The sequence below is a fragment of the Lentzea nigeriaca genome (genome assembly GCF_016907955.1).
GTDB lineage: Bacteria > Actinomycetota > Actinomycetes > Mycobacteriales > Pseudonocardiaceae > Lentzea > Lentzea nigeriaca.
This window is the reverse complement of sequence record NZ_JAFBCX010000013.1, coordinates 149,507-169,937: the sequence shown is the minus strand read 5'-3', so window position 1 is coordinate 169,937 and position 20,431 is coordinate 149,507. Positions and strand designations below refer to the sequence as shown.

Annotated in this window: 19 protein-coding genes; 5 read left to right on the top strand and 14 right to left on the bottom strand. The window is 69.1% G+C overall.

Annotation, left to right across the window (positions count from 1 at the left end; genetic code table 11):
* Positions 1-126: 126 nt before the first annotated feature.
* The 11 genes from JOD27_RS34205 to JOD27_RS34155 all read right to left on the bottom strand — a co-directional run bounded on the left by JOD27_RS34205 (position 127) and on the right by JOD27_RS34155 (position 12,840).
* Entirely contained in the window at positions 127-525 is a 399-nt protein-coding gene (locus tag JOD27_RS34205; protein WP_204766456.1) for a hypothetical protein, read from the bottom strand.
* Positions 526-531: 6 nt separating this feature from the next.
* Positions 532-1,383: a universal stress protein gene (locus JOD27_RS34200; RefSeq protein WP_204766455.1), complete on the bottom strand. Its 852-nt coding sequence runs from the start codon at positions 1,381-1,383 to the stop codon at positions 532-534.
* Between the two features lie 54 nt (positions 1,384-1,437).
* Complete coding sequence (locus JOD27_RS34195; RefSeq protein ID WP_204766454.1) at positions 1,438-4,767, bottom strand: CARDB domain-containing protein; 3,330 nt, start codon at positions 4,765-4,767, stop codon at positions 1,438-1,440.
* 26 nt (positions 4,768-4,793) lie between these two features.
* Positions 4,794-5,114: a hypothetical protein gene (locus tag JOD27_RS34190; RefSeq protein WP_204766453.1), complete on the bottom strand. Its 321-nt coding sequence runs from the start codon at positions 5,112-5,114 to the stop codon at positions 4,794-4,796.
* Positions 5,115-5,477: 363 nt separating this feature from the next.
* A complete protein-coding gene (locus JOD27_RS34185; RefSeq protein WP_307830487.1) occupies positions 5,478-6,728 on the bottom strand; it encodes an alpha/beta hydrolase family protein in 1,251 nt (416 codons plus the stop codon).
* A gap of 11 nt (positions 6,729-6,739) precedes the next feature.
* On the bottom strand, positions 6,740-9,811 hold the full coding sequence (locus JOD27_RS34180; protein ID WP_204766452.1) for a S8 family peptidase: 3,072 nt from the start codon (positions 9,809-9,811) through the stop codon (positions 6,740-6,742).
* 69 nt (positions 9,812-9,880) lie between these two features.
* Positions 9,881-10,198, bottom strand: coding sequence for a hypothetical protein (locus JOD27_RS34175; RefSeq protein ID WP_204766451.1), 318 nt, complete (start codon positions 10,196-10,198; stop codon positions 9,881-9,883).
* A gap of 61 nt (positions 10,199-10,259) precedes the next feature.
* Complete coding sequence (locus JOD27_RS34170; protein ID WP_204766450.1) at positions 10,260-10,865, bottom strand: response regulator transcription factor; 606 nt, start codon at positions 10,863-10,865, stop codon at positions 10,260-10,262.
* Entirely contained in the window at positions 10,862-11,923 is a 1,062-nt protein-coding gene (locus JOD27_RS34165; RefSeq protein WP_204766449.1) for a sensor histidine kinase, read from the bottom strand. The genes JOD27_RS34170 and JOD27_RS34165 overlap by 4 nt, the downstream gene beginning before the upstream one ends.
* Before the next feature lie 10 nt (positions 11,924-11,933).
* A complete protein-coding gene (locus JOD27_RS34160; RefSeq protein ID WP_204766448.1) occupies positions 11,934-12,359 on the bottom strand; it encodes a hypothetical protein in 426 nt (141 codons plus the stop codon).
* A gap of 79 nt (positions 12,360-12,438) precedes the next feature.
* Entirely contained in the window at positions 12,439-12,840 is a 402-nt protein-coding gene (locus JOD27_RS34155; RefSeq protein ID WP_204766447.1) for an ATP-binding protein, read from the bottom strand.
* An 86-nt stretch (positions 12,841-12,926) separates the two neighbouring features.
* Between JOD27_RS34155 and JOD27_RS34150 the strand changes: the two genes are divergently transcribed.
* From JOD27_RS34150 to JOD27_RS34135, 4 genes are all read left to right on the top strand, one after another.
* Complete coding sequence (locus JOD27_RS34150; protein ID WP_204766446.1) at positions 12,927-14,210, top strand: hemolysin family protein; 1,284 nt, start codon at positions 12,927-12,929, stop codon at positions 14,208-14,210.
* A 64-nt stretch (positions 14,211-14,274) separates the two neighbouring features.
* On the top strand, positions 14,275-15,213 hold the full coding sequence (locus JOD27_RS34145; RefSeq protein WP_204766445.1) for a sigma-70 family RNA polymerase sigma factor: 939 nt from the start codon (positions 14,275-14,277) through the stop codon (positions 15,211-15,213).
* 164 nt (positions 15,214-15,377) lie between these two features.
* Positions 15,378-17,192, top strand: coding sequence for a S8 family peptidase (locus JOD27_RS34140; protein WP_204766444.1), 1,815 nt, complete (start codon positions 15,378-15,380; stop codon positions 17,190-17,192).
* 65 nt (positions 17,193-17,257) lie between these two features.
* Positions 17,258-17,455, top strand: coding sequence for a hypothetical protein (locus JOD27_RS34135; RefSeq protein ID WP_204766443.1), 198 nt, complete (start codon positions 17,258-17,260; stop codon positions 17,453-17,455).
* 19 nt (positions 17,456-17,474) lie between these two features.
* On the opposite strand, the gene JOD27_RS34130 is transcribed toward JOD27_RS34135, so the two are convergent.
* Together JOD27_RS34130 and JOD27_RS34125 are read right to left on the bottom strand one after the other, a co-directional pair.
* Positions 17,475-18,101, bottom strand: coding sequence for a TetR/AcrR family transcriptional regulator (locus tag JOD27_RS34130; protein ID WP_307830486.1), 627 nt, complete (start codon positions 18,099-18,101; stop codon positions 17,475-17,477).
* Positions 18,102-18,607: 506 nt separating this feature from the next.
* Positions 18,608-19,372 carry an SDR family NAD(P)-dependent oxidoreductase gene (locus tag JOD27_RS34125; RefSeq protein WP_204766442.1) on the bottom strand — a complete coding sequence of 255 codons (765 nt, stop codon included), beginning with the start codon at positions 19,370-19,372 and terminating at the stop codon, positions 18,608-18,610.
* Between the two features lie 78 nt (positions 19,373-19,450).
* Between JOD27_RS34125 and JOD27_RS34120 the strand changes: the two genes are divergently transcribed.
* The gene (locus tag JOD27_RS34120; protein ID WP_204766441.1) at positions 19,451-20,044 is read left to right on the top strand and encodes a TetR/AcrR family transcriptional regulator; all 594 of its coding nucleotides are present in this window, start codon (positions 19,451-19,453) and stop codon (positions 20,042-20,044) included.
* On the opposite strand, the gene JOD27_RS34115 is transcribed toward JOD27_RS34120, so the two are convergent.
* A complete protein-coding gene (locus tag JOD27_RS34115; RefSeq protein ID WP_204766440.1) occupies positions 20,001-20,417 on the bottom strand; it encodes an NUDIX domain-containing protein in 417 nt (138 codons plus the stop codon). The genes JOD27_RS34120 and JOD27_RS34115 overlap by 44 nt on opposite strands.
* Positions 20,418-20,431 lie beyond the last annotated feature (14 nt).

Genomic DNA, 20,431 nt, shown 5'->3' with positions numbered 1-20,431 from the left:
CTCGTTCTGGAACTCGCCGCCGTAGAGCACGTGGCATGGGGATGAGCGGACTGTCCGGGCCGTGAAGTACTCAGGCGGCACGTACGAGGTCGGATCCAGGGGCGACTCGTCCGGAGCTGAAGGATCTCAGCCGCCGACGCGCTGGGTCTTCGTCACCTGGAACGGCGTGCCCTGCTGGCACGTGGTCATCGCGCCCGGCTCGGCCCGTCCCGTCACCTCCACCTCGGCACCGGCCACCGCGATCGCGGGGTCGGCGCCGAGCAGCAGGTACTGCGCGGTGCCGGTGTCCAGGACCAGGCAGCCGGCTTCGACACCCGACGACACCGTGCCCCGCACGGTGATGCCCGGCTCCAGCGCGCGCGATGGAGTCGTGATCGGCGCGGACGACGGTGGCAAGGGCGCCGGGATGCTCGGTGTGGACGTGTCACTGGTCGGTGAGCTGGACGCAGGGGCCTGGGGCGGTGGCTGTTGACCGGCGCACGAAGCCAGCATCAGGCACAACAGCACGGCCGCTAACCCGCGCATTTCGCGTCACCTCCGATGGACCACGGCGACCGGGCACGGCGCGTGGTGCAGCACAGCGTGGCTCACCGAACCCAGAATTGCACGCTTCACCGCGCCGCGGCCGTGGCTGCCCACGACGACGAGGGCGGCGCCGTCGGCCGCTTGGAGCAACGCGCGCGCGGGTGCGTCGAATGCGACTTCCTGCGCGACGTGCACCTCGGGGTGCTGTGCGCGTTGGTCGGCGAGCTGGTCCTCCAGGAGCTTGGCGAGGTCGACGCGGACGTGGTCCCAGTCCTGCTCGGGCAGCTCGGCCCAGCCGACGTCGTTCCACGCGTGGATGGCCAGGAGCTCGCGGCCGTGACGGGACGCGAAGGCGAACGCGAAGTCGATCGCGTCGGTCGAGGTATCGGAGCCGTCGACGCCGACGACCACGCGGCCGTCCAGCGGGCCGGAACGCGTCACGACGACCGGGCGTCCGCCGATCGACACCAGTTCGGCGGCGGTGGAGCCGAGGAACATCTCGGCGATGCCGGTGCGGCCGGACGAGCCGAGCACCAGCAGCTCGCCGTCCTCCATCGCCAGCACGTCGACCGGGCGGCCCAGGCCCACGCGCGTGGACACCCGCAGGTTCGGCCAGCTTCGCCTGATCTCGGCGGCGATCTCGGCGAGGTGGTCCTCGGCGGAGCGCCTCATCGTCTCCTCGGTGACGAACTCCGGCACCGGTGTGGTCATCGGGGTGAAGACGGGCTCCGGCAGAGGCGCGCGGACGGCCTGGACGACCTGGAGGGCCGCGCCGGAGCGGGAAGCCTCCTCGGCGCCCCACAGAACGGCTTGGCGGGCGAGGTCGGAGCCGTCGAACCCGACCACGACAACAGGCATGGGAAACCACCTCCGGCCAGGGGATACCCGACCGGAGGTGGTTCTAAATGCGACTCAGTTGATGACGAAGCTCGACCCCGGCTCCACGACGACGTCGCCCTTCGCGGAGTTGGTGATCGTGACGTTCGTCAGGCGAGCGGAACCACGTGCGCTGCCCTGGGCGAGGATGCCCGCGCCGTTGTTGGACCTGTCGACGCGCACGTTGGTGATCTGCACGTTCGGCATCTCGCCGCCACCGCCCTTGAACTGGATTCCGTCGTAGGTGGAGTCGGCGATCTCGGTGTCGCGGATGACGACACCGGGGATCGGCAGGTTCTGCGCGAACAACGTGATGGCGCCGAAGAACTGCTGCTCGCCCCAGAACGCGCCACCGGTGCGGATCAGGGCGTTGTTCGCGAGCAGGGTCTCGCCCGAGAACGGCAGCGGGTCGTGGTCGGTCGCCAGCATGATGCCGGGATAGTTCGCCGTGTCGGACACGACGTTGTTCTCCGCGCGGTTGCCGGAGCCGCCGTAGATCGCGATTCCGTTGGCACGCCACGGCAACGCGATCGTGTTGTTGAGGAACGCGTTGTTGCGGCCCACGTCCGCGGTCTGGTCCTTCACGTACTTGCTCGCCCACACCGCGAGCGCGTCGTCGCCCGTGGTGCGGAACGACGAGTTGAATACCGTGGAGTTGCGCGTGCCGTTGGTGAAGTTGATGCCGTCGGCGTAGGTGTCGCGAATGCGCATGCCGCTGAACTGCAGGCCGTCGCCGGGGTTCCAGCGGTCGGGCAGGTTCGTGTAGTCGCGGCCGACCCAGACACCGACGTTGGCGTGCTCGATCCACACGTTGGTGATCTTCGTGTTCTTGCCGAACCGGCCGTTCAGCCCCACGCCGCCCTCTGCGTTGCCGTCGCCGCCGCGGATGCGGCCGGAGCCGAAGATCGCGATGTCGGACAGCTGCACGTTGTCGTCGATGTCGAACCCGAAGTTGCCCTCGTGCGGGTGGTTGATCGTGTTCGCGTCCTGCGGCTGGATCAGCGAGAACAGCTGCGAGTGCCACATGCCCGCGCCGCGGATCGTGGCGTTGCGGATGCCGACCTGATTGTAGCCGCCGGAGTTGAACCGCGTGAGGATCTTCTTCTCCTGCCGGAACCTGCCCTCCGGGATCCAGACGCACGGGATTTCGCCGTTCTGGTCGGCGGTGACCGCGCGCTGGATGGCGTCCGCGTCGTCGGTCTGGTCGTTCGCCGTGGCGCCGTACTGAGTGATCGACACGCACTCCGCCGGCTTCGGCGCCGGCGGCGCGACCTGCTCCAGGTCGATCAGGTCGATGACGTAGAACTGCGCGTTGTCACCCGCGTCGCGCTGCAGCTTGAAGCGGGTGCCCGCCGGGTAGGAGTCCGGCAGCAGGATGGACGACTCGTCGAACAACCTGCGGGCGTCACCACCCGGCCGGTTCGTGAGGCCCTCGGGGTCGTCGGTCGTGCCGTAGAGCCAGCTGTGCCGTGACGACAGCGTCAGCTTCTGCACGAACCGGTCGTTGGCGTACAGGCTGATCGTCGCCTCCTGGCCACCGCCGGCGGCCGCGTCCGGGATCGAGTTGCGGACGACGATCGAGTTCGTGCCGACCGTCGAGGTGATCTCCACGAACTGGCCCTGCGCGTCGAGCCGCACCGACTTGCGGCCGGACGACTCCGACCCGAAGTCGGTGTGCCCGAACGTGCGCTTCGCGTCGGCCTCCAGGAGCTGGCCCTGGTAGCGGCCGTTCTCGGCTTCGTAGCTGGTGAACGGAACCGAAGCGCCACGTCCGACCACAATGGACTGCGTCGCGGTGTTGTTGTTCTCGTCGGTCTCCGCGACCAGGCCGGTCGCGTCCGCGGTCGCCGTGGCCGTGGCACCGCCGTTGGTGGCGGTCCAGGTGCCGACGGTGACCGTCGCGGTCTGACCGGCGTTGATCGCTGCGGTGTTGGCGGTGAGCGTGCTGCTGCCGACGACCACGCGGGTCACCGAGGCGGCGGCCGCCGACGTTCCGCGGTTGTCGACCTGCACCGCGAACGTCACCTGCTGGCCGGCGGACGGCGACGACGGGTTCGGCGTGATGCCGGTGATCCGCAGGTCCGGGCCGGGAGCCTGGCCGACGACCAGGGGAGAGCCGGAGGTGAAGGTGTTGTTGCCCTCGTTGGTCTCCGCGACCTGGTTGGCCGGGTCCACGGTGGCCGCGGCCGGGTAGGACCCGGCACCCCTCCGGCCCACGTCGACGGTGACGCTGGTGGTGGTTCCGGCAGCGAGCGCGCCGACTTGGGCGATGCCCGCGTTGTTGCCGCCGAGCGTGACGTTGAGGCTCGTTGCTCCGGACGCCAACGTGCCGCCGTTGCGGACGGTCGCGGTCAGCCTGATCGCGTCGGTCTCGGTCGGGCTGGTGGGCGTCCACGTCAGGTTCGTGACGGTCAGGTCGGGAGCCGGTGCGGCAGAACCGAACACCTGGAGCTCCGCGACCTGGCCGCCGGGCGCGCCCGTGTTCGAGTGGAAGTGCAGCCGCAGGTCGGTTGCCCGGCCGGTGACCGGGATCGTCACCGTGTTGCCGGTGGCCGGGTCGAACCGGTAGTCGGCGCGAGCCTTCAGGGTCGCGAACTCCGTGGCGGCCGAGTCCCTGCCCAGCACCTCGAAGTTCTGCGTGCGCGCGCCCCAGATCGGGTCCGGGTTGAGCTTCACGACGACCGACGACAGGTCCGCGTTCGCGCCCAGCTTCACGGTCAGGTCACCGGGGAAGCCGTTGGATTCCCAGTACATGCCGGTGTTGCCGTCGACGGCGTTGGCCGCCACGAAGTCGTGCACGTGCCCGGACTCCTCGACCGGCTTGCCCAGCGCCAGGTTGTCTCCTGCGGGCGGCGGGTCGACCGGGCCTGATTCGCCGTGCACCTCGAACTCGCTGAGCTGACCGGCGGGCCAGCCGGTGTTCGCGGTGATCGTGACCCGGACGTACCTGACGCTGGTCGCCGCGAAGTCCAGCGTCACGGTGTTGTTCGCGGCGGGCGAGAACACCCTGCCGCCGGAGCCGGAGATGTCGGTGAACTGCGAGCCGTTCTGACTTCCCTGCACGGCAAGGGCTTGTGTGCGCTGTTCCCAGTTCGAGGGCAGGCGCAGCACGACCTTGCTGACGTCCCTCGCGGTGCCCAGGTCGGCCTGGATCCATTGCGGGAACACGTTGTTCGTGCTCTCCCAGTAGCTGCCCTGGTTGCCGTCACCGGCGTTTCCGGCGCCGTACGGGCCGTTGCTGCTCGACGCGGTCAGGGTGGCGGACAGCCTGACGACTGCCGCTCCTGCCGAAGGTGTCAGTCCGAAGAGGGCCAGTGCGGTGACGAGCGCAGCGCTCACCGCACGCCTCAGTAGCGTGTTCTTCATGTAATTGTCCTTCTACGGCAGGGAAATCAGTTGATGGTGATCGTGAAGGTGGTGGTCGTGTTCCTGATGTCCTGGAAGTTGTCGCTGAACCGGATCCCGTTGGTGGTCACCGCGCCCACGGCAGGTCGCTGACCCGGTTCTGGCTTCGCGCTCGCGGCTGCCTCGTGGATCTCGATCTTCGCTGTCGTGTTGGTTGCGCGGACGTGCCGGTGTGGTCGCTCCGCCACGAGCGTCGACCAGCCTCTGCCGTCGAGGCTCGTCTGCGCGGCGAAGGTTTCCGTGCCGGTGCGGGGCGCCTTGAGCGTGACCTGGTCGATGCGGGTCTGCTTCCGCAGATCGAGGCTCACGGGCGCGGCTTGCGTGGCAGGGGTGATGACGAGCGTTGGTGCCGTGAGCGTCAGGGCGGTCAACGGGGCTGGCAGGGAGCGAGCGCGTGTCGTCGGTGACATGGCGTGCTTGGCCCTTCGCGAGGGGGTGTGGCGCGCTTCACCGTAGAAGTGCCGAGCAGATTACCGCAATATGTCGACGTGATTGCGCAAATTTGCGACAGAGCCCTCTGAACAGGAAAGACGTGTCGTCGAACGCGGTCGAGGGTGCCTAGAGGAGGAGATTTGCCCCCGAACGTCCCTCAAAATTCGATTCGGTTTCGAGGGGCGCGCTTGCGTGGGCTTGCTGCGGGCTTGCGGTCGTTGCGCAAGGCTTGCGCAGCCTCAGAGGTTCGCGAACAACCTCCTGGTTCGGTTCAGCAGATCGAGCCTGTGCTGCCGCTGCCGCAGCGAGTGCCCTTCGCCGGGATAGACGACGAGTTCGGAGTGCTTCACCGCGCGGTGCAGGAGTTCGGCTTGTTCCACCGGCACGTTGGTGTCTTCGGCGCCGTGCACGATGAGGAGCGGTGTGCGGATCCGGTCGGCGTAGGTGATCGGGCTGTGCTCGGGGCTGTCGCCGAGGGCTGCCTCGAACGCGCCCCACTCGCCGTTCGCGATCTGCTTCGGCCAGTCGGAGATTCCCGCACCGACCAGCGCGGCCTTGAACCTGTCGGTTCGGGTCGTCGCCCACGCGGCCATGAACCCGCCGTGGCTCCAGCCCGCGATGCCGAGCCGTTCGGGATCGGCGACTCCCCGAGCGATCAGCAGGTCGATCCCGGTCTCGATGTCGTGCCACTCCTCCTGGCCGACGCGCCCGGCGACCGCCGCCGCGAACTCGTGGCCCCTGCCCAGACTGCCCCTGGGGTTGGGCAGGAAGCTCGCGAAACCCTGGTGCGCGAACCACTGCGCCGACGGGACCCACTGCAGCTGGCGCTCGTCGGCCCACCGGTCGTACGGGCCGCCGTGGACGAGGGTGATGAGTGGGAATGGGCCGTCGTCTCTTGTCTTGCCGACCGGGAGCACCAGGAGCGCGTCGAGTTCGAGACCGTCGGAGGCCTCGTAGCGGAGACGCTCCTGGTGGCCCCACGGGACATCGTCGAGGCTGACCTGTCGCCTGTGACCTCCCGTGACGCGGGCCAGGAGTCCTCGGCCGAGACGGTGGAACTCGGTGTCGAGCCCGGCGGCGACGACCATGATCGGCGCGTTGCCGTCGTCCTGGACGAGGTCGACCGGGCACGCTGGCATACCTGCGGTGAGATTGCGGTGGCGCTGGTCGAAGACAGCCTTGCCGCCCTGCAGATGTGGTGGTGTCAGGGCCAGGTAGACGATCTCGTCGCCCCACCACACGGGCGAACCGGCGTCGGCGGGGGTCGGGCCGAGATCGGTGATCTCGCCGTTCTCGATCACGTGGAGTGCCGGGTAGAGCAGGCCGGGATCGATCTCCGGCGACGACCAGGTGATGACCGCGAGCCGGCCGTCGGGATGCCGGGCGGCCTCGGCGACGTGACGGCCGGGGATGTGGAGATCGCCCGGTGGGGCCGGGGTGCGGGCAGGCGGGAACCGGTCGACGACCATCTCGTCGGTCAGTTCCCGCACCCGAACCCCCGTCAGCGCAACAGGTACGCGTTGATGATCGTCTGCTCGACGGTCTGGCCGTGGCCGGACGCCTTGGCGCGCAACGATACCGACTTCGCGTCCCTCGGGTGAGCCAGCAGCACGCGTCCGCTCGTCACGGGCGTCGAGCGCCACGTCGTGCCGCCGTCGTAGGAGACCTGGACGGACGTGACGCGCACCGAACCGGTCTGCGACTGGGTCGAGATCGGCACCGCCAGCATCCGGCCTGCCTGAGCGAAGCCGTCGTCGTCGAGCTGCGGGGTGAAGCGGATGACCGACAGCGGCAGCGCGGTCTGCTTCGCGGTGGTGTCGCTGCGGAACGTCCAGACGCCAGACACTTCGGTGCTCAACGGCGTGGCGCGGGTCGCGGTCGTCTCGACGCGGTAGTTCGCGGCGCCCGGCTGGACGTCGGCCAGGCACCAGCCCGCCTCGGCGGTCTCGCACGCCTTGGTGTCGTCGCGGTACACCGTGGTGCGTGCGGAGGTCACGGGGCCGTAGCCCTCGTTGCCCGCGTTGTCGCCGTAGAGCGGGATCGTGACGCGCATCAGGTCGCCGGTGCGGAACGTGTGAGGGACGACGCGGGTCTCGGGCAGTGCGGGGCCGAACACCGCGCGGTTGAAGGGTTCCAGGTACTCCCGGCCTGGCCGGTAGTGCCGCAGCGGGGTGACCAGTGCGCCGATGTTGCCGTTCTCGTCGAACAGGTTGAATCTGCGCGACCAGTCGCCGCCCTCGCCGCCGTAGTACTCGGTGCGCTGACCCGCGGCCAGGTTGTCGAGCGAGCCGTAGCCCCAGTCGGCGCGGCCTTCGGGAGCGGAGGTGTGGCCGACCGTGGCGTTCTGGCCCGCCTTCAACGGCGGCATGTCGACCTTGACGGAGGCGAGATCCTTGCGAGCGACGGTCCTGGTCAGGCCGTTCGGGGCGTGTCCCCGCTGGTACCAGGCGAGGCCGTAGAAGTCGGTGCCCGCGTTCCAGAACGTCGCGACCTTGCCGGTGACCTCGGCCGAGTCCGGGCCGAGGCTCGCCACGCCGAGGTGGGAGATGTCGCCGCCGACCGAGAAGTTGCCGATGGTGTAGGCGGTTCCGTTGACGATCCGCTCGAAACCGGTCTGCAGCAACGAGAGTCGCGCGATGACGGGGAGCGTCACCTGGACCGGCCTGGCCTGCCGTGCGTCCAGGTCGATCGTCGTGGCGCCGGTGACGGTCAGGTTCGGGTAGTTGATCGCGTCGTGGGTGTAGGGGCTGTCCGACGTCATGACGCCGCCGTTGAGGAGGTAGCGGCCCTTGGGCAGGCGGGCCACGCCGGTCTCGGTGTTCGGCCAGGCGCGGGCGCCGGTGTCGACGTTGACCAGGAACGCGTACGAGGGCGACGACTTCGCGCCGGACCGCTGGGTCGCGGTGATCGTGACGTCGTAGCTCTCAGTCTCCAGGTCGACGACGACGGCTGTGCGCACGCCGCTCGCGATGATCGCGCCGCCCAGCACGCCGCCGTCGGGCTGCCGGGCGACGTCGGCGGTGATCGTCGCCTTCGCGGAACCGCCCGCGGGCACGGTGAGCTTGGCGGGGGAGACGCTGAAGAGCGAGCCGGTCGTCTCGGTCGTGAGGTCGAGGATCACGGGCTCGGTGCCCGCGTTGGAGTAGGTGATCTCCTTGGACAGCGCGGGTTCGCCGGTGTGCGGCCACCGGTGCGAGCCGAAGCTGAGGCTGGTCGGGGTGGATGTCACGCTCTGCTTGATGAGCTTGGCGACGTCGACGCGGCCGGAGCCCTGCTCGAACGGCGTCAGCTTCGCGGTCGGTGTGGTGCTGCCGGTGAGCCGGGCCTTGAGCTCGGCGCCGGTGAGCTCGGGGTGCTGCTGACGCAGCAGGGCCGCCGCGCCCGCGACGTGCGGCGTGGCCATCGAGGTGCCGTCGAGCGAGGTGTAGCCGTCGACGACGGGCCGGCCGATCCTGCCGTCGGAGTGCAGGGCGGCGACGATGCCGACGCCGGGTGCGGTGAGGTCGGGCTTGAGCGTGCCGGCCTTGGTCGGGCCGCGGCTCGAGAACTCCGCGAGCTGGTTCCGGTCGTCGACCGCGCCGACGGTGAGGGCCGCGTCGGCGGAGCCCGGTGAGCCGACGGTGCTCGCGTTCGGGCCGCTGTTGCCGGCGGCGATCACGAACAGCGTGCCCTTCTCGGCGGACAGGCGGTTCACGGCCTCTTCCAGCGGTTCGATCTCGGGCGAGTCGTAGCCGCCGAGGCTCATGTTGACGATCTGGGCGCCCTGCTCGACCGCCCACTCCATGCCCGCGATGATCCCGCTGTCCTGGCCGGAACCGTTGTCCCCCAGCACCTTCACGTCGAGGATGCGCGCGTCCGGTGCCACGCCGTGGTACTTGCCGCCGCTCTTCGCGCCGGTGCCCGCGATGATCGACGCCACGTGCGTGCCGTGGCCGTAGTGGTCGCCCGCGTCAGGGGAGGACGTGAAGTTGCGCTCGCCGATCTCGCGGTCCTTCAGGTCAGGGTGGGTCTGGTCGACGCCGGTGTCGAGGACGGCCACGGTGGTGCCCTTGCCGGTGAAGCCCGCGGTGTAGGCGGCGGGGGCGTTGATCTGGGCGACGCTGCGGTCGAGGCTGGCCTGGCGCTTGGCGTCGAGCCAGATCTTCTTGGCGTTCGTGGCCAGGCCGCCTGCGAGCGGTGTCTTGGCGGCGTCGAACGCCACGCCGTTGATGCTGCGCAGCTGGATGCCGGACTGCGTGCTGAGGGTGCCCTCGGGATAGGTGGCGATCACGGGCAGAGCACCGCCGTACGTGGCGAGCTCGGTGACGTCGAAGAGGCGCTCGTCGAGGCGGCCGCCCGCGATCAACGGCATGGCGTCCGACGGCACGACGTACTCGTGGCCCTGGGCGGTGTAGGTCGTGAACAGGATGTGCTCGCGGCCGGGAGCGGGTCTCACCGCGCGCTGATCGGTGAGCACCTGGTCGCCCGTGATCAGCGTGACGGCAGGCGCGTTCGCTGCCCGTGGGGGAGAGGCATGTGACTGGCCGGCGGTGAGCAGGGCACCGGCCAGGACGACGACTCCGACTACACGCACCCGGTCCTCCGCAGGTCTGTGAGAGCGATCTCACGGACCGTAGTGAGGAGGTCACCTCACTAGCAAGGTCTACACCAATTCCCGGTACGGGTGCGTCTCAAAACGTAGCTTCCGCTGTGGCGCACTGACCTGTGCGTCGATGACGGGCCTGCGTGAACGCAAGAAGACGCCGAGGCTGATGATCGACAGGTGGCGCGGTAGCTCGCCGCGCAACCCGGGCCGGCCGGGCGAGCATGCCGCGAAGTTCGCCCGCAGCGGTGCCGCGAGCGCGTCCCAGGCCGGCACGAACACCCGCGAGCACAGCCGATCCCACGCTCCGGCAACGAGATCGGCGAAGGCCGACTCGACACCCGCGGCGCCGGCCGGCAGCGTGACGTGATCACCCACGGGAACCAGCCTGACACCGGATCCGCGCACCGGCGCCGAACTGTTCCACTTTCCGCGGTCCCTACAACCACCCGTGCTCATGCGCGAGCTGGAACGCCTCCGCGCGGTTCGCCACCCCGAGCTTGGTCACGGCGGCGGACAGGTGGTTGCGCACGGTCCCGGCGGACAACGAGGTGCGGGACGCGATCTCGGCGACCGGAGTGCCGAACTCGGTCAGCCGCAACACTTCCAGCTCGCGTTGCGTGAGCGGGCACGGGGGAGCGGCCAGCGCGTCGGCGGCCAGTGCGGGGTCGACCCAGCGCGAGCCGCCGTGCACCCGGCGGATCACGTCGGCCAGCGTGCCGCCGGGCGATCCCTTGGGCAGGAACCCCTTCGCGCCCGCGTGCAGGGCCTGCTGCAGGTGTGGCGGCCTGCCGCGGCCGGTCAGGATCACGACGGCGCACGACGGCAGCACCCGCGCCAGCTCCTCGGTCACCTCCAGGCCGTCGAGCTCCGGCATCTGCAGGTCGAGCACGGCCACGTCCGGGCGGTGGGCCCGCGCGGCCTCGACAGCGGCCCTGCCGTCACCGGCGCGGGCCACCACCTCGAGGTCCGGCTCCAGGTCGAGGAGCGCCGCGAGCGCGTCGCGGATCAGCTCCTCGTCGTCGGCCAGCAGCACTCTGATCACGCGGGCACCACGACCTGCAACGTGAACACGTCCCCGGACAGCTCGGTCGACGCCTTGCCGCCGACCGGAGCCAGTCGTTCGTTCATGCCCCTGATCCCGTTGCCCTCACCGGACGGCTTCTCGGTGCCGTCGTTCGTGACGGTCATCCGCACCTCGCCGGCCTCCTCCGCGACGTCGATCATGCACCACGTCGCGTGACTGTGCCGCAGCACGTTGGTGCACGCCTCCCGCAACGCCAGCGCGAGCTGCGTGGCGCCCTCGCCGTGCACCGGGACGTCGGTGACGGTGCAGCGGATGCCGGCTTCCGTCAGGACGTCGCGCACCGCTTCCAGCTGTTCGGGGAAGTTCACCGACCGGTACCCGTGCACCGCGTCGCGCACTTCTTCCAACGCCGAGGACGCGAGCCGTTGGGCCTCGAACGCCTCCGCGGCCGAGCGCTGGGGATCGGATTCGGCCAAACGCCCGGCGAGCTCGGCCTTCAGCGCGATCACCGTCAGCCGGTGCCCGAGCAGGTCGTGCACGTCACGGGCGAACCGCAGCCGTTCCTCGCTGACCGCGAGCTCCGCCTGCGCCTCCCGGCCGGCCCGCGCCTGTGCGAGCAACCCGGCGAACCACATCGGCAGCCCGGCCATCGCGATGATCGTCGCCCCGACCGCGGCCGCGATCATCTGGTATGTCGTGTGGTCACGGGTCACGAAGAACCCGACCAGGCCCGACAGCACGACCGCGCCGATGGCGGCCATCCACCGCCACACGCCGGAGAGCAGCAGCGGGGCGAACCCCGCCGCACCGCCGCCGATCCACGCCCACGTCGACATCTCGTCGGGGCCGACCGGCGCCACCAGCGGAATCGAGACCAGCGTGGCGGCGACGAGCACCCAGAGCTTCGCCTCCCGCAGGGCCACCGCGTACGCCACGGCCAGGATCAGCAGGCCGAGGACCCCGAGCCAGCGGGTGGCCGACGGCTCGCGCAGGACCGCGATCAGCGGCACGGCGAGCGTCGCCACCCACAGCACGTGGAGGGTTCCGCGCAGGGCGGTGTGCGGAAGATCTTTCATCGCCATCAGCCTAGAACCACTTCAGCAGGATCGTGACGGCGATGACCAGGTCGAACACACCGCAGAACTCCGACCACCAACGCGGCACGACGGCGTTGCGCACGTGGTGCACCAGATCCCACACGGCGTGCGCGCCCCAGCCGAACGCGATCAGCAGCACGCCGACGTGGGGCGCGTGCGGCGTCACCATGATCACCGCGGCGGCCAGCGCCGTGTACACGCTGAGCACCGCGAGCTGGAGCCGTGGCTTCCGCCAGCCCCACAACAGGTACGCCGATTGGCAGAGCACCAGCGTCCAAACGGGAGGCACGAGCGGCGTCAGCCAGAAGTCCCACGAGATGGCCAGTGCGATCACCATCGGCCAGCGATCGATGAACGCGCGCACCAGCGGGGTCGTCCAGAAGGCCGGTGCCTTGGGGGTTCGTGTCGTTGTCATGCATCAAGAGTCGAAGAACCCCGCGGCAGAACCCATCCGTGCGATGTCATGACTTCTCTGTGCGAAACGCACAGACGACCTATGCGGTGATCTCCGCCCAAACGGTTTTTCCTTGCGGCATCTCGCGCGTGCCCCAGCAACGTGCGAGCTGGGCCACCAGCATCAGCCCGCGGCCCCGCGAGTCGCCCAGCCGTGACTCGCCGAGGTGAGGAAGCTCGGCGGGGGTGCCGTCGTCGACCTCGACCCGGATGAGGTCCGTGAGCCGTTCAACGCGCAGGACCCGCGGTCCATCAGCGTGTTCGTAGGCGTTGCTGGCCAGCTCCGTGCACACCAGCAGGACGTCGAGCCGGACGTCCTCGGAAACATCTCCCAGCAGTGACGACACCCACGTGCGCATGGCCACGAGGTTCGGCCGGTCCTGCGGCAGGGTGTGCACGGTTCTCACGGAGGCGCGCAGCACCTCGGGAGTATCCATCTCCATCCCCACCTCGTTCGGTTCAGGCCCTCCTGGCTGCTCAAGATGGCCGTCAGGTCGCGAAATACCACCGTGCGTGCTACCCCAAACGTGTGGACGGCTACGGCTTCAACCTCGCGCTGGTCGCGGTGCTGGTCTTGCTCAACGCGGCGTTCGCGGGCAGCGAGATGGCTCTCGTGTCGTTGCGCGAAGGCCAGCTGCGATCGCTGGAACGTGACGGGCACCGCACGCTCGTCCGCCTCGCACGTGATCCGAACAGGTACTTCGCGACCATCCAGATCGGCATCACGCTCTCGGGCTTTCTGGCGTCCGCAACCGCGGCCGTGTCGCTCGCGCAGCCGCTCATTCCGCTGCTGGGGTTCCTCGACGGCGCCGCCGACGGGGTCGCGATCGCCCTCGTCACGATCGTTCTCACGTTCTTCACGCTGGTGTTCGGGGAACTGGCGCCCAAGCGCCTCGCGATGCAGTACGCGGTGCGCTGGTCGAAGATCATCGCTCGCCCGCTGGACCTGCTCTCCTCGGTGTCGCGGCCCGCGGTGTGGTTGCTCAGCAGGTCGACCGACCTCGTGGTGCGGATCTTCGGCGGCGACCCGGACGTCGAAGAGCAACAGATGTCGCCGGAGGAGCTGCGTGATCTCGTTGAGGTGCAACAACATCTGAACCCGGAACAGCGCACGATCATGACCGGCGCCCTGGAGATCCACGAACGGCGCCTGCGCGAGGTGCTGGTGCCGCGGCGGCTCGTGACCGTGCTGGAGGAAGGTTTGACCACCCCGGCCGCGCGGGAAATCCTGGCACGGTCCGGACATTCACGGGCTCCGGTGACCAAGGACGGTCACCTGGACGACGTGACCGGCGTGGTGAACCTGCGGGACCTGCTCGACGACGAGGTGAAGCTCGCCGACGTCGTGCGGGTGCCGATGGTGCTGCCGGACTCGGTGCGGGTCACCGACGCGTTGCGGCGCATGAAAGCCGAGCACGAGCAGATGGCGCTGGTGGTGGACGAGCACGGCGCGGTCGACGGCATCGTGACGCTGGAGGACCTGCTCGAGGAGATCGTCGGCGAGATCTACGACGAGACCGACCCGGACGTCGTCGCGGTGCGGACGCGACCGGACGGCTCGATCGAGCTGCCCGGTACGTTCCCCGTCCACGACCTGGTGGATGTCGGCGTCGAGCTGCGGGACGCGCCACCCGGCCCGTACGCGACGATCGCGGGTCTCGTGCTGGTGCTGCTCGGGCGGATCCCCGAGGAGCCCGGTGACGTGGTCGAGGTGTCCGGCTGGCGGATCGAGGTGCGGCAGGTCGAGCATCACGCGATCACGCTGGTGAGGCTGAGGTCACAGCCGAAACCGCGGAATGAAGAAGGCCTCTGAACCGTTACACACCGTGCAGCCAGTTCGGCTGCCACACCTGCCAACGGAAACGGGGGGATTTGTCATGCCCGCAGATCTGAAGAACCGCGCGTCCGGGCAGCAGGACGCGGACTCGGTCGGCCAGTACCTGCGCGACGTCGGACGCACCCCGCTGCTGACCGCGTCCGAGGAGGTCGACCTGGCCAAGCGCATCGAGGCGGGGGTCTACGCCGCCCACCTCCTGGAGTCCGGCGACACCTCGCGCGACCGCCGTGCGCTCAGGCGCATCGCCGCCGAGGGCGAACGCGCCAAGGACCACATGATCCGCGCGAACCTGCGCCTGGTCGTGTCGGTCGCGAAGAAGCACTCGTTCCGCGGACTGCCGTTCGGGGACGTGGTGCAGGAGGGCAACCTCGGCCTGATCCGCGCGGTCGAGAAGTTCGATTACGCCAAGGGTTACAAGTTCTCCACCTACGCGATGTGGTGGATTCGTCAGGCGATCGAACGGGGTCTGGCCGACCAGACGCGCACGGTCCGTCTGCCGGTGCACGTCGTGGAGGAGGTCAACAAGCTCAAGCGGATCGGGCAGAAGCTGTCCGCGGCGCTGGGCCGGGAGGCCACCGTCGAGGAGATCGCCGCCGAGGCCAAGACTTCCGCGGTGCGCGTGCAGGATCTGCTCGACGCCTCCCGCACGTGCGTGTCGCTGGAGACGCCGATCGGCGACGACGGCGGCTCCGTGCTGGCCGACCTGATCCAGGACACCGACGGCGTGTCCGCGCCGGAACTCGTGGAGCGCCAGCAGTTCGAGCAGGGCGTGCGGTCGCTGTTGGACGTTCTGCCCGAGCGGCAGAGCCGGATCATGCGGCTGCGGTACGGACTGGAGGACGGGCGCGAGCGCACCCTCCAGGAGGTCGCGGAGGAGCTCGGCCTGACCCGCGAGCGGATCCGCCAGCTGGAGAAGCAGTCGCTCGCGATGCTCAAGTCGTCTGGCCGTCCAGAGGACCTCTTCGCGCTCGCGGGCTGAACAACCCTTCTAAAGTCGCTTGTTCTCACCGTTGTCTCAACTAAAGATTCATCACGTCCGCTAACGGACTACCGCTGTTTCGCAACCGCGTGTGACGCATCTGCATGGGCTGTCGAGGGCCGGCCCGCGTTCGCACGCGGTTCCCCTGCGAATGAGGAGCAGTGATGAGACAACGCACCCTGCGCACGCTCGGGGTGGCGGCGATCGCCGCCGTCGGCACGGCTTTGGCGTTCCAACCGGTCGCGGCCGCGCAGCCGGAAGGGCCCATCGTCGCGGAGAGCGCGCCGAACGCCGTCCAGGACAGCTACATCGTGGTCCTGAAGGACAACGGCATGGCGCGCACGGAGGTCGGCGGCCGCGCCGTCGGCCTGGCCGCGCGCTACGGCGGCAAGATCGCGTTCACCTACCGGGCCGCCTTCAAGGGCTTCTCCGCCACCATGTCGGCCAAGCAGGCCAAGCGCCTCGCCGCCGACCCAGGCGTGCTCTACGTCGAGCAGGACCGGACCGTGCAGGTCCTGTCCGATCAGCTCAACCCGCCGTCGTGGGGAATTGACCGCGTCGACCAGACCGACCTGCCGCTGAACAACAAGTACAGCTACAGCACCGACGCCTCCAACGTCACCGCGTACGTCATCGACACCGGCATCAACTACAACCACACCGACTTCGGTGGTCGGGCGACGTTCGGGTTCGACGCGTTCAGCGACGGCCAGAACGGCAAGGACTGCATGGGCCACGGCACGCACGTGTCCGGCACGGTCGGCGGCGCGACCTTTGGTGTCGCGAAGAACGTGAAGCTCAAGGCCGTCCGCGTGCTCGACTGCCAGGGCGGTGGTTCCGTGTCCACCGAGGCCGCGGGCGTCGACTGGGTGACCGCGAACGCCGTCCTGCCTGCGGTCGCGAACATGAGCCTCTACACCGGCACCGCGAACGAGCCGAGCCGCGTGCTCGACGATGCCGTGCGCGCGTCGATCCAGCGCGGTGTCACCTACGTCGTCGCGGCGGGCAACTTCAACGACGACTCGTGCAAGTACTCGCCGCAGCGCGTCACCGAGACGATCAACGTCATGGCGAGCACCCGCACCGACGCCCGCGCCTCGTTCTCCTCGTACGGCACGTGCAGCGACCTGTTCGCGCCCGGCCAGGACATCGTTTCCGCGTCCTACAACAACAACACCGGCACCGCCACGATGAGCGGCACGTCGATGGCCTCACCGCACGTGGCGGGCGCGGCCGCGCTGTACCTGGCGGACAACCCGACCAAGACGCCGGCCGAAGTGCAGGCCGCGATCATCGCGGCCGCCACACCGAACAAGATCGGCAACCCCGGTACGAGCTCGGCGAACCTGTTGCTGCGCACCAACTCCGGTGGCGTTCCCGGTGTTTCCGTGACCAACCCCGGCGCGCAGAGCACTGCCCTGAACGGCACGGCGAACCTGCAGCTGTCCGCGTCCGGCGGTACCGCGCCGTACACGTGGTCCGCGACCGGTCTGCCGACCGGCCTGTCGATCAGCTCCTCCGGCCTGATCTCCGGCACGGCCACCGTTGCGGGCACGTACAACGTGACCGCGACGGCGACCGCGACGGCCGGTGGTTCGGGCAGCGCCTCGTTCACGTGGACGGTCGGCTCGTCCACCTGTGGCACGCAGACGAACGGCACCGACGTGGCGATCCCGGACAACTCGACGGTGTCGTCGTCGATCACGTTCTCGGGCTGCACCGGCAACGCGTCGGCCTCCAGCAAGGTGGAGGTGCACATCAAGCACACCTACCGCGGTGACCTGGTGGTCGACCTGATCGCGCCGGACGGGTCGTCGTACTCGCTGTCCAACCGCTCGGGCGGCAGCGCGGACGACATCGACCAGACCTTCACCCTCGACCTGTCGTCGGAGGCCCGCAACGGCACCTGGAAGCTTCAGGTGCGTGATGCGGCGACAGAGGACGTCGGCACGATCGACAGCTGGAGCTTGACGCTCTGACGTTTCCATCCAAAGCGGACCGGCACGCGAGTGCCGATCCGCTTTGGTGTGCGAGCACAGAAGCTGTGAAGATCGATCATGCCGCGTTGCCGGGAGCCGCGCTCGCGGCGGCCGTCGGAATGTCTCCCGCGGTGCGGGTGATGGCATCAACGAGGTTCTCGGCGATGCGAACTGACGGCCACGCCAGGAATCCGCGTTCGGCGACGCGAAGGCTTTACGTCGCGCAGTTCTTGGCCGCGATCGCGTTCATCGGCTCAGACTGAGTCAGCTGATCGATTCGAGTCACCGTGGTGTGGCGGGAGCCTCGTACAAGCCCGCCAGAGCGTCGATCAGCGCGGTCGCGGTCGAGTTCCAGACCTCGGTGCTGTCGTCCGGCAGGTCCTGTTCCCGCCGGGCGCACATGTGCACGATCAGCACCCTGGCCATCTCGTCGCGTTCGGCGCGCACGGCCGGTGTCAGATCGGGCAGGCACCGGTGCAGCCCCTCGCTGACCGTGCGCTGCGACGAGGTCTGACCCACCTGGACGAGGCCGAGCTCGCGCAGCTTCGGTTCCGTCATGAGCTGGGCGACGAAGCGGGCGTACCAGCTGTTCGGTCCGAGCGACGCCAGGTGGTCGGTGAACGGCCGCACGAAGCAGGTCAGCCAGTCGCGCAGGTCGGTGCTGCCGGCGTGCCGCTCCAGCGCCTGGTCGCGCAGCAGCTCCGTCGGCTCGCTGTGGCGCAGGTAGATCGCGCGGAGCAGCTCGGCCTTGCTGCCGAAGTGGTAGCTGACCGCCGTGTTGTTGCCGAGACCGGCCTCGTCGCTGATCTGCCGGTTGGACACGGAGAAGACGCCGTGCTCGGCGAACATGCGCTCGGCGGTGTCGAGGATGCGTTGCCGAGTGCTTTCCGGTGTCTTGCTGCGGGTCACCCACGGCACGATAGTCGTGGGTGTCGTCCGCCGCTCTGACGACGGAAAACACCCACGACGAGCCAGTAACGTGTCGCAGCTGTCTCTTGGGATGTGGCAGTGAGAGTGATGCCGGCAGGCAGCCGCGCTTCGATCATGAAGATCGCGCTCTCATGGCTGCCGACTGCACAATTGGCAGCAGTTGGGGTGATCAGAAACGTCAACATTTCGCTACCGCCATCTCGGCAGCGACGTTCGTGAGAGCGCGACCATCCGGGCTTTCGGTAACGAGCACCAGACCGCCCAGCCCTCTGCCCGACTCAAACGGAGCACAACCAAGCCGCGACGCTCTACCAGGCGCCTTGCCAGAAGTTGTGTCTGTAACTCGGGTGAGTTGACCTTGCCGTGAACGTGCCGCTCGGGTTGGCTTCGGTTACCACGCCTGGACCAGCACGACGAGGCCTCCATCAGTACGCGCCCCGCGCATGTCTACGCCGACTTGACCCTGCCCAGCACCGTGAGCTGGTCTAGACGGCGGCCCAGCCGTTGTCGACGGGCAGCACGACACCGTTGATGTTGGAGGCGGCGTCGGAGGCGAGGAACACGATGGCAGCGGCCTGCTCGTCCGCCTCGGCGGCGCGGCCGATGTTCCCCATGTACCTGCCGACGATTTGCGGGCCGTGTGCGGTGGGGTCCGCCTGCACGGTGATGCCGGTCTTCGTGCCGCCGGGCGCGATGGCGTTGGCGCGGATGCCGGAGTCGCGGTACATGACCGCGACCGAGCGGGTGAGGCCGACGAGGCCGTGCTTCGACGCGGTGTAGGCGGCGCCGGCGGCACTGCCGCGCAGGCCCGCCTCCGAGGCGGTGTTCACGATCGCGCCCTTGCCCTTGGCCAGCATGTGCGGCAACGCGGCGCGGGTCAGCAGGAACGGCGCGGTGAGGTTGACCCGGATGACCCGCTCCCACTCGGCGTCGCTCACGTCGGCCGCGGCGGACATCGAGTCCATGATCCCGGCGTTGTTCACCAGGACGTCCAGGCCGCCGAACGTGGTCACCGCGGTCGCGACCACCTCGTCGGCCACGGCCTGGTCGCTGAGGTCTCCTGTCGCCGCCACGGCGGTCCCGCCCGCCGCCTCGATCTCGGCGACGACGGCCTTGGCGGCGTCGGCGTTGATGTCGGCCACCACGACGTTCGCTCCCTCACCGGCGAAGCGCAGGGCGGCCGCCCTGCCGATGCCCGAGCCGCCGCCGGTGACGACGACGCTGCTGCCTTCCAGCCCGCTGCTGTTCATGGGTGCCTCCATCTGCGACTATTTTTTGGCAGTGTGCGCCAGCTAGGCAGTGACTGTCAAAAAGTGTTAGCGTGAGGCATGCCGATCGGACGTCCGTCCCTCACGGAGCGGCGCAAGGCCGAGACCCGTCTCGACGTGGCTCGCGCCGCGGTGGGCCTGTTCGTCGCCAAGGGCGTGGCCGCCACGTCGGCGGAGGAGATCGCGGCGGCGGCCGGCATCTCGGCGCGCACGCTGTGGCGGTACTTCCCGACCAAGGACAGCTGCGTCATGCCGCTGCTGACCGGCGCGATCGAGCTCGCCGCCGACTGCCTGCGCTCCTGGCGCGACGAGGACGGCATCCCGGAGCTCATCGAGGTGATGCGGCAACCAGGCCGGCTCACGATCGACCGCGCATCGATGTTGGACCTCGTCCGCCTGACCAGGACGGAGCCGGGCCTGCGCGCGGTGTGGCTGGAGGCGCACCGGCAGGCAGAGCCGGTCTTCGCCGAGGCCCTCGCCCGGCGCGGCGGACTGCACGCTCCCGACCTGACCGCCACGGTCCACGCGGCGATGATCAACGCCGCGTTGCGGGCGGCCGTGGAGCACTACGCGTTCCAGGCCGATCCGGACACCGAGGTGGAGGCGGCGGTCAGCGAAGCTCTGCTGATCGCGGCGCGCGGGTTCCCGCGGTGAAGAAGTCAGCGAGGATCGCGTTGTCCTCGTAGCCGAGCTCGTGCGCCTCGATCTCGGCCCTGGTGAACCACTTCAGGCGTTGTCCCTCGGTCAGGACGACGTGGTCGAGGTCCAGCTCGATCTCGGTCCAGAACGTGTGCTCGACGCCGTAGGAGCGGGCCGCCGAGACGAGATGGCGCACCTCGTCCAGCACCACGCCCATCTCCTCCTCGATCTCGCGCCGGATGCACTCGTCCGGCCGCTCACCCTCCTCGACGTAGCCGCCGGGCAGGCACCAGGTGTTCGGGAACTTGATCGTGGGCTTGTCGTCGCGCAGGTACAGCAGCACTTCTCCCGCCGAGTTGACCATCACGATGTTGGCGCCCTCATCCACGGGCAAATCCTTTC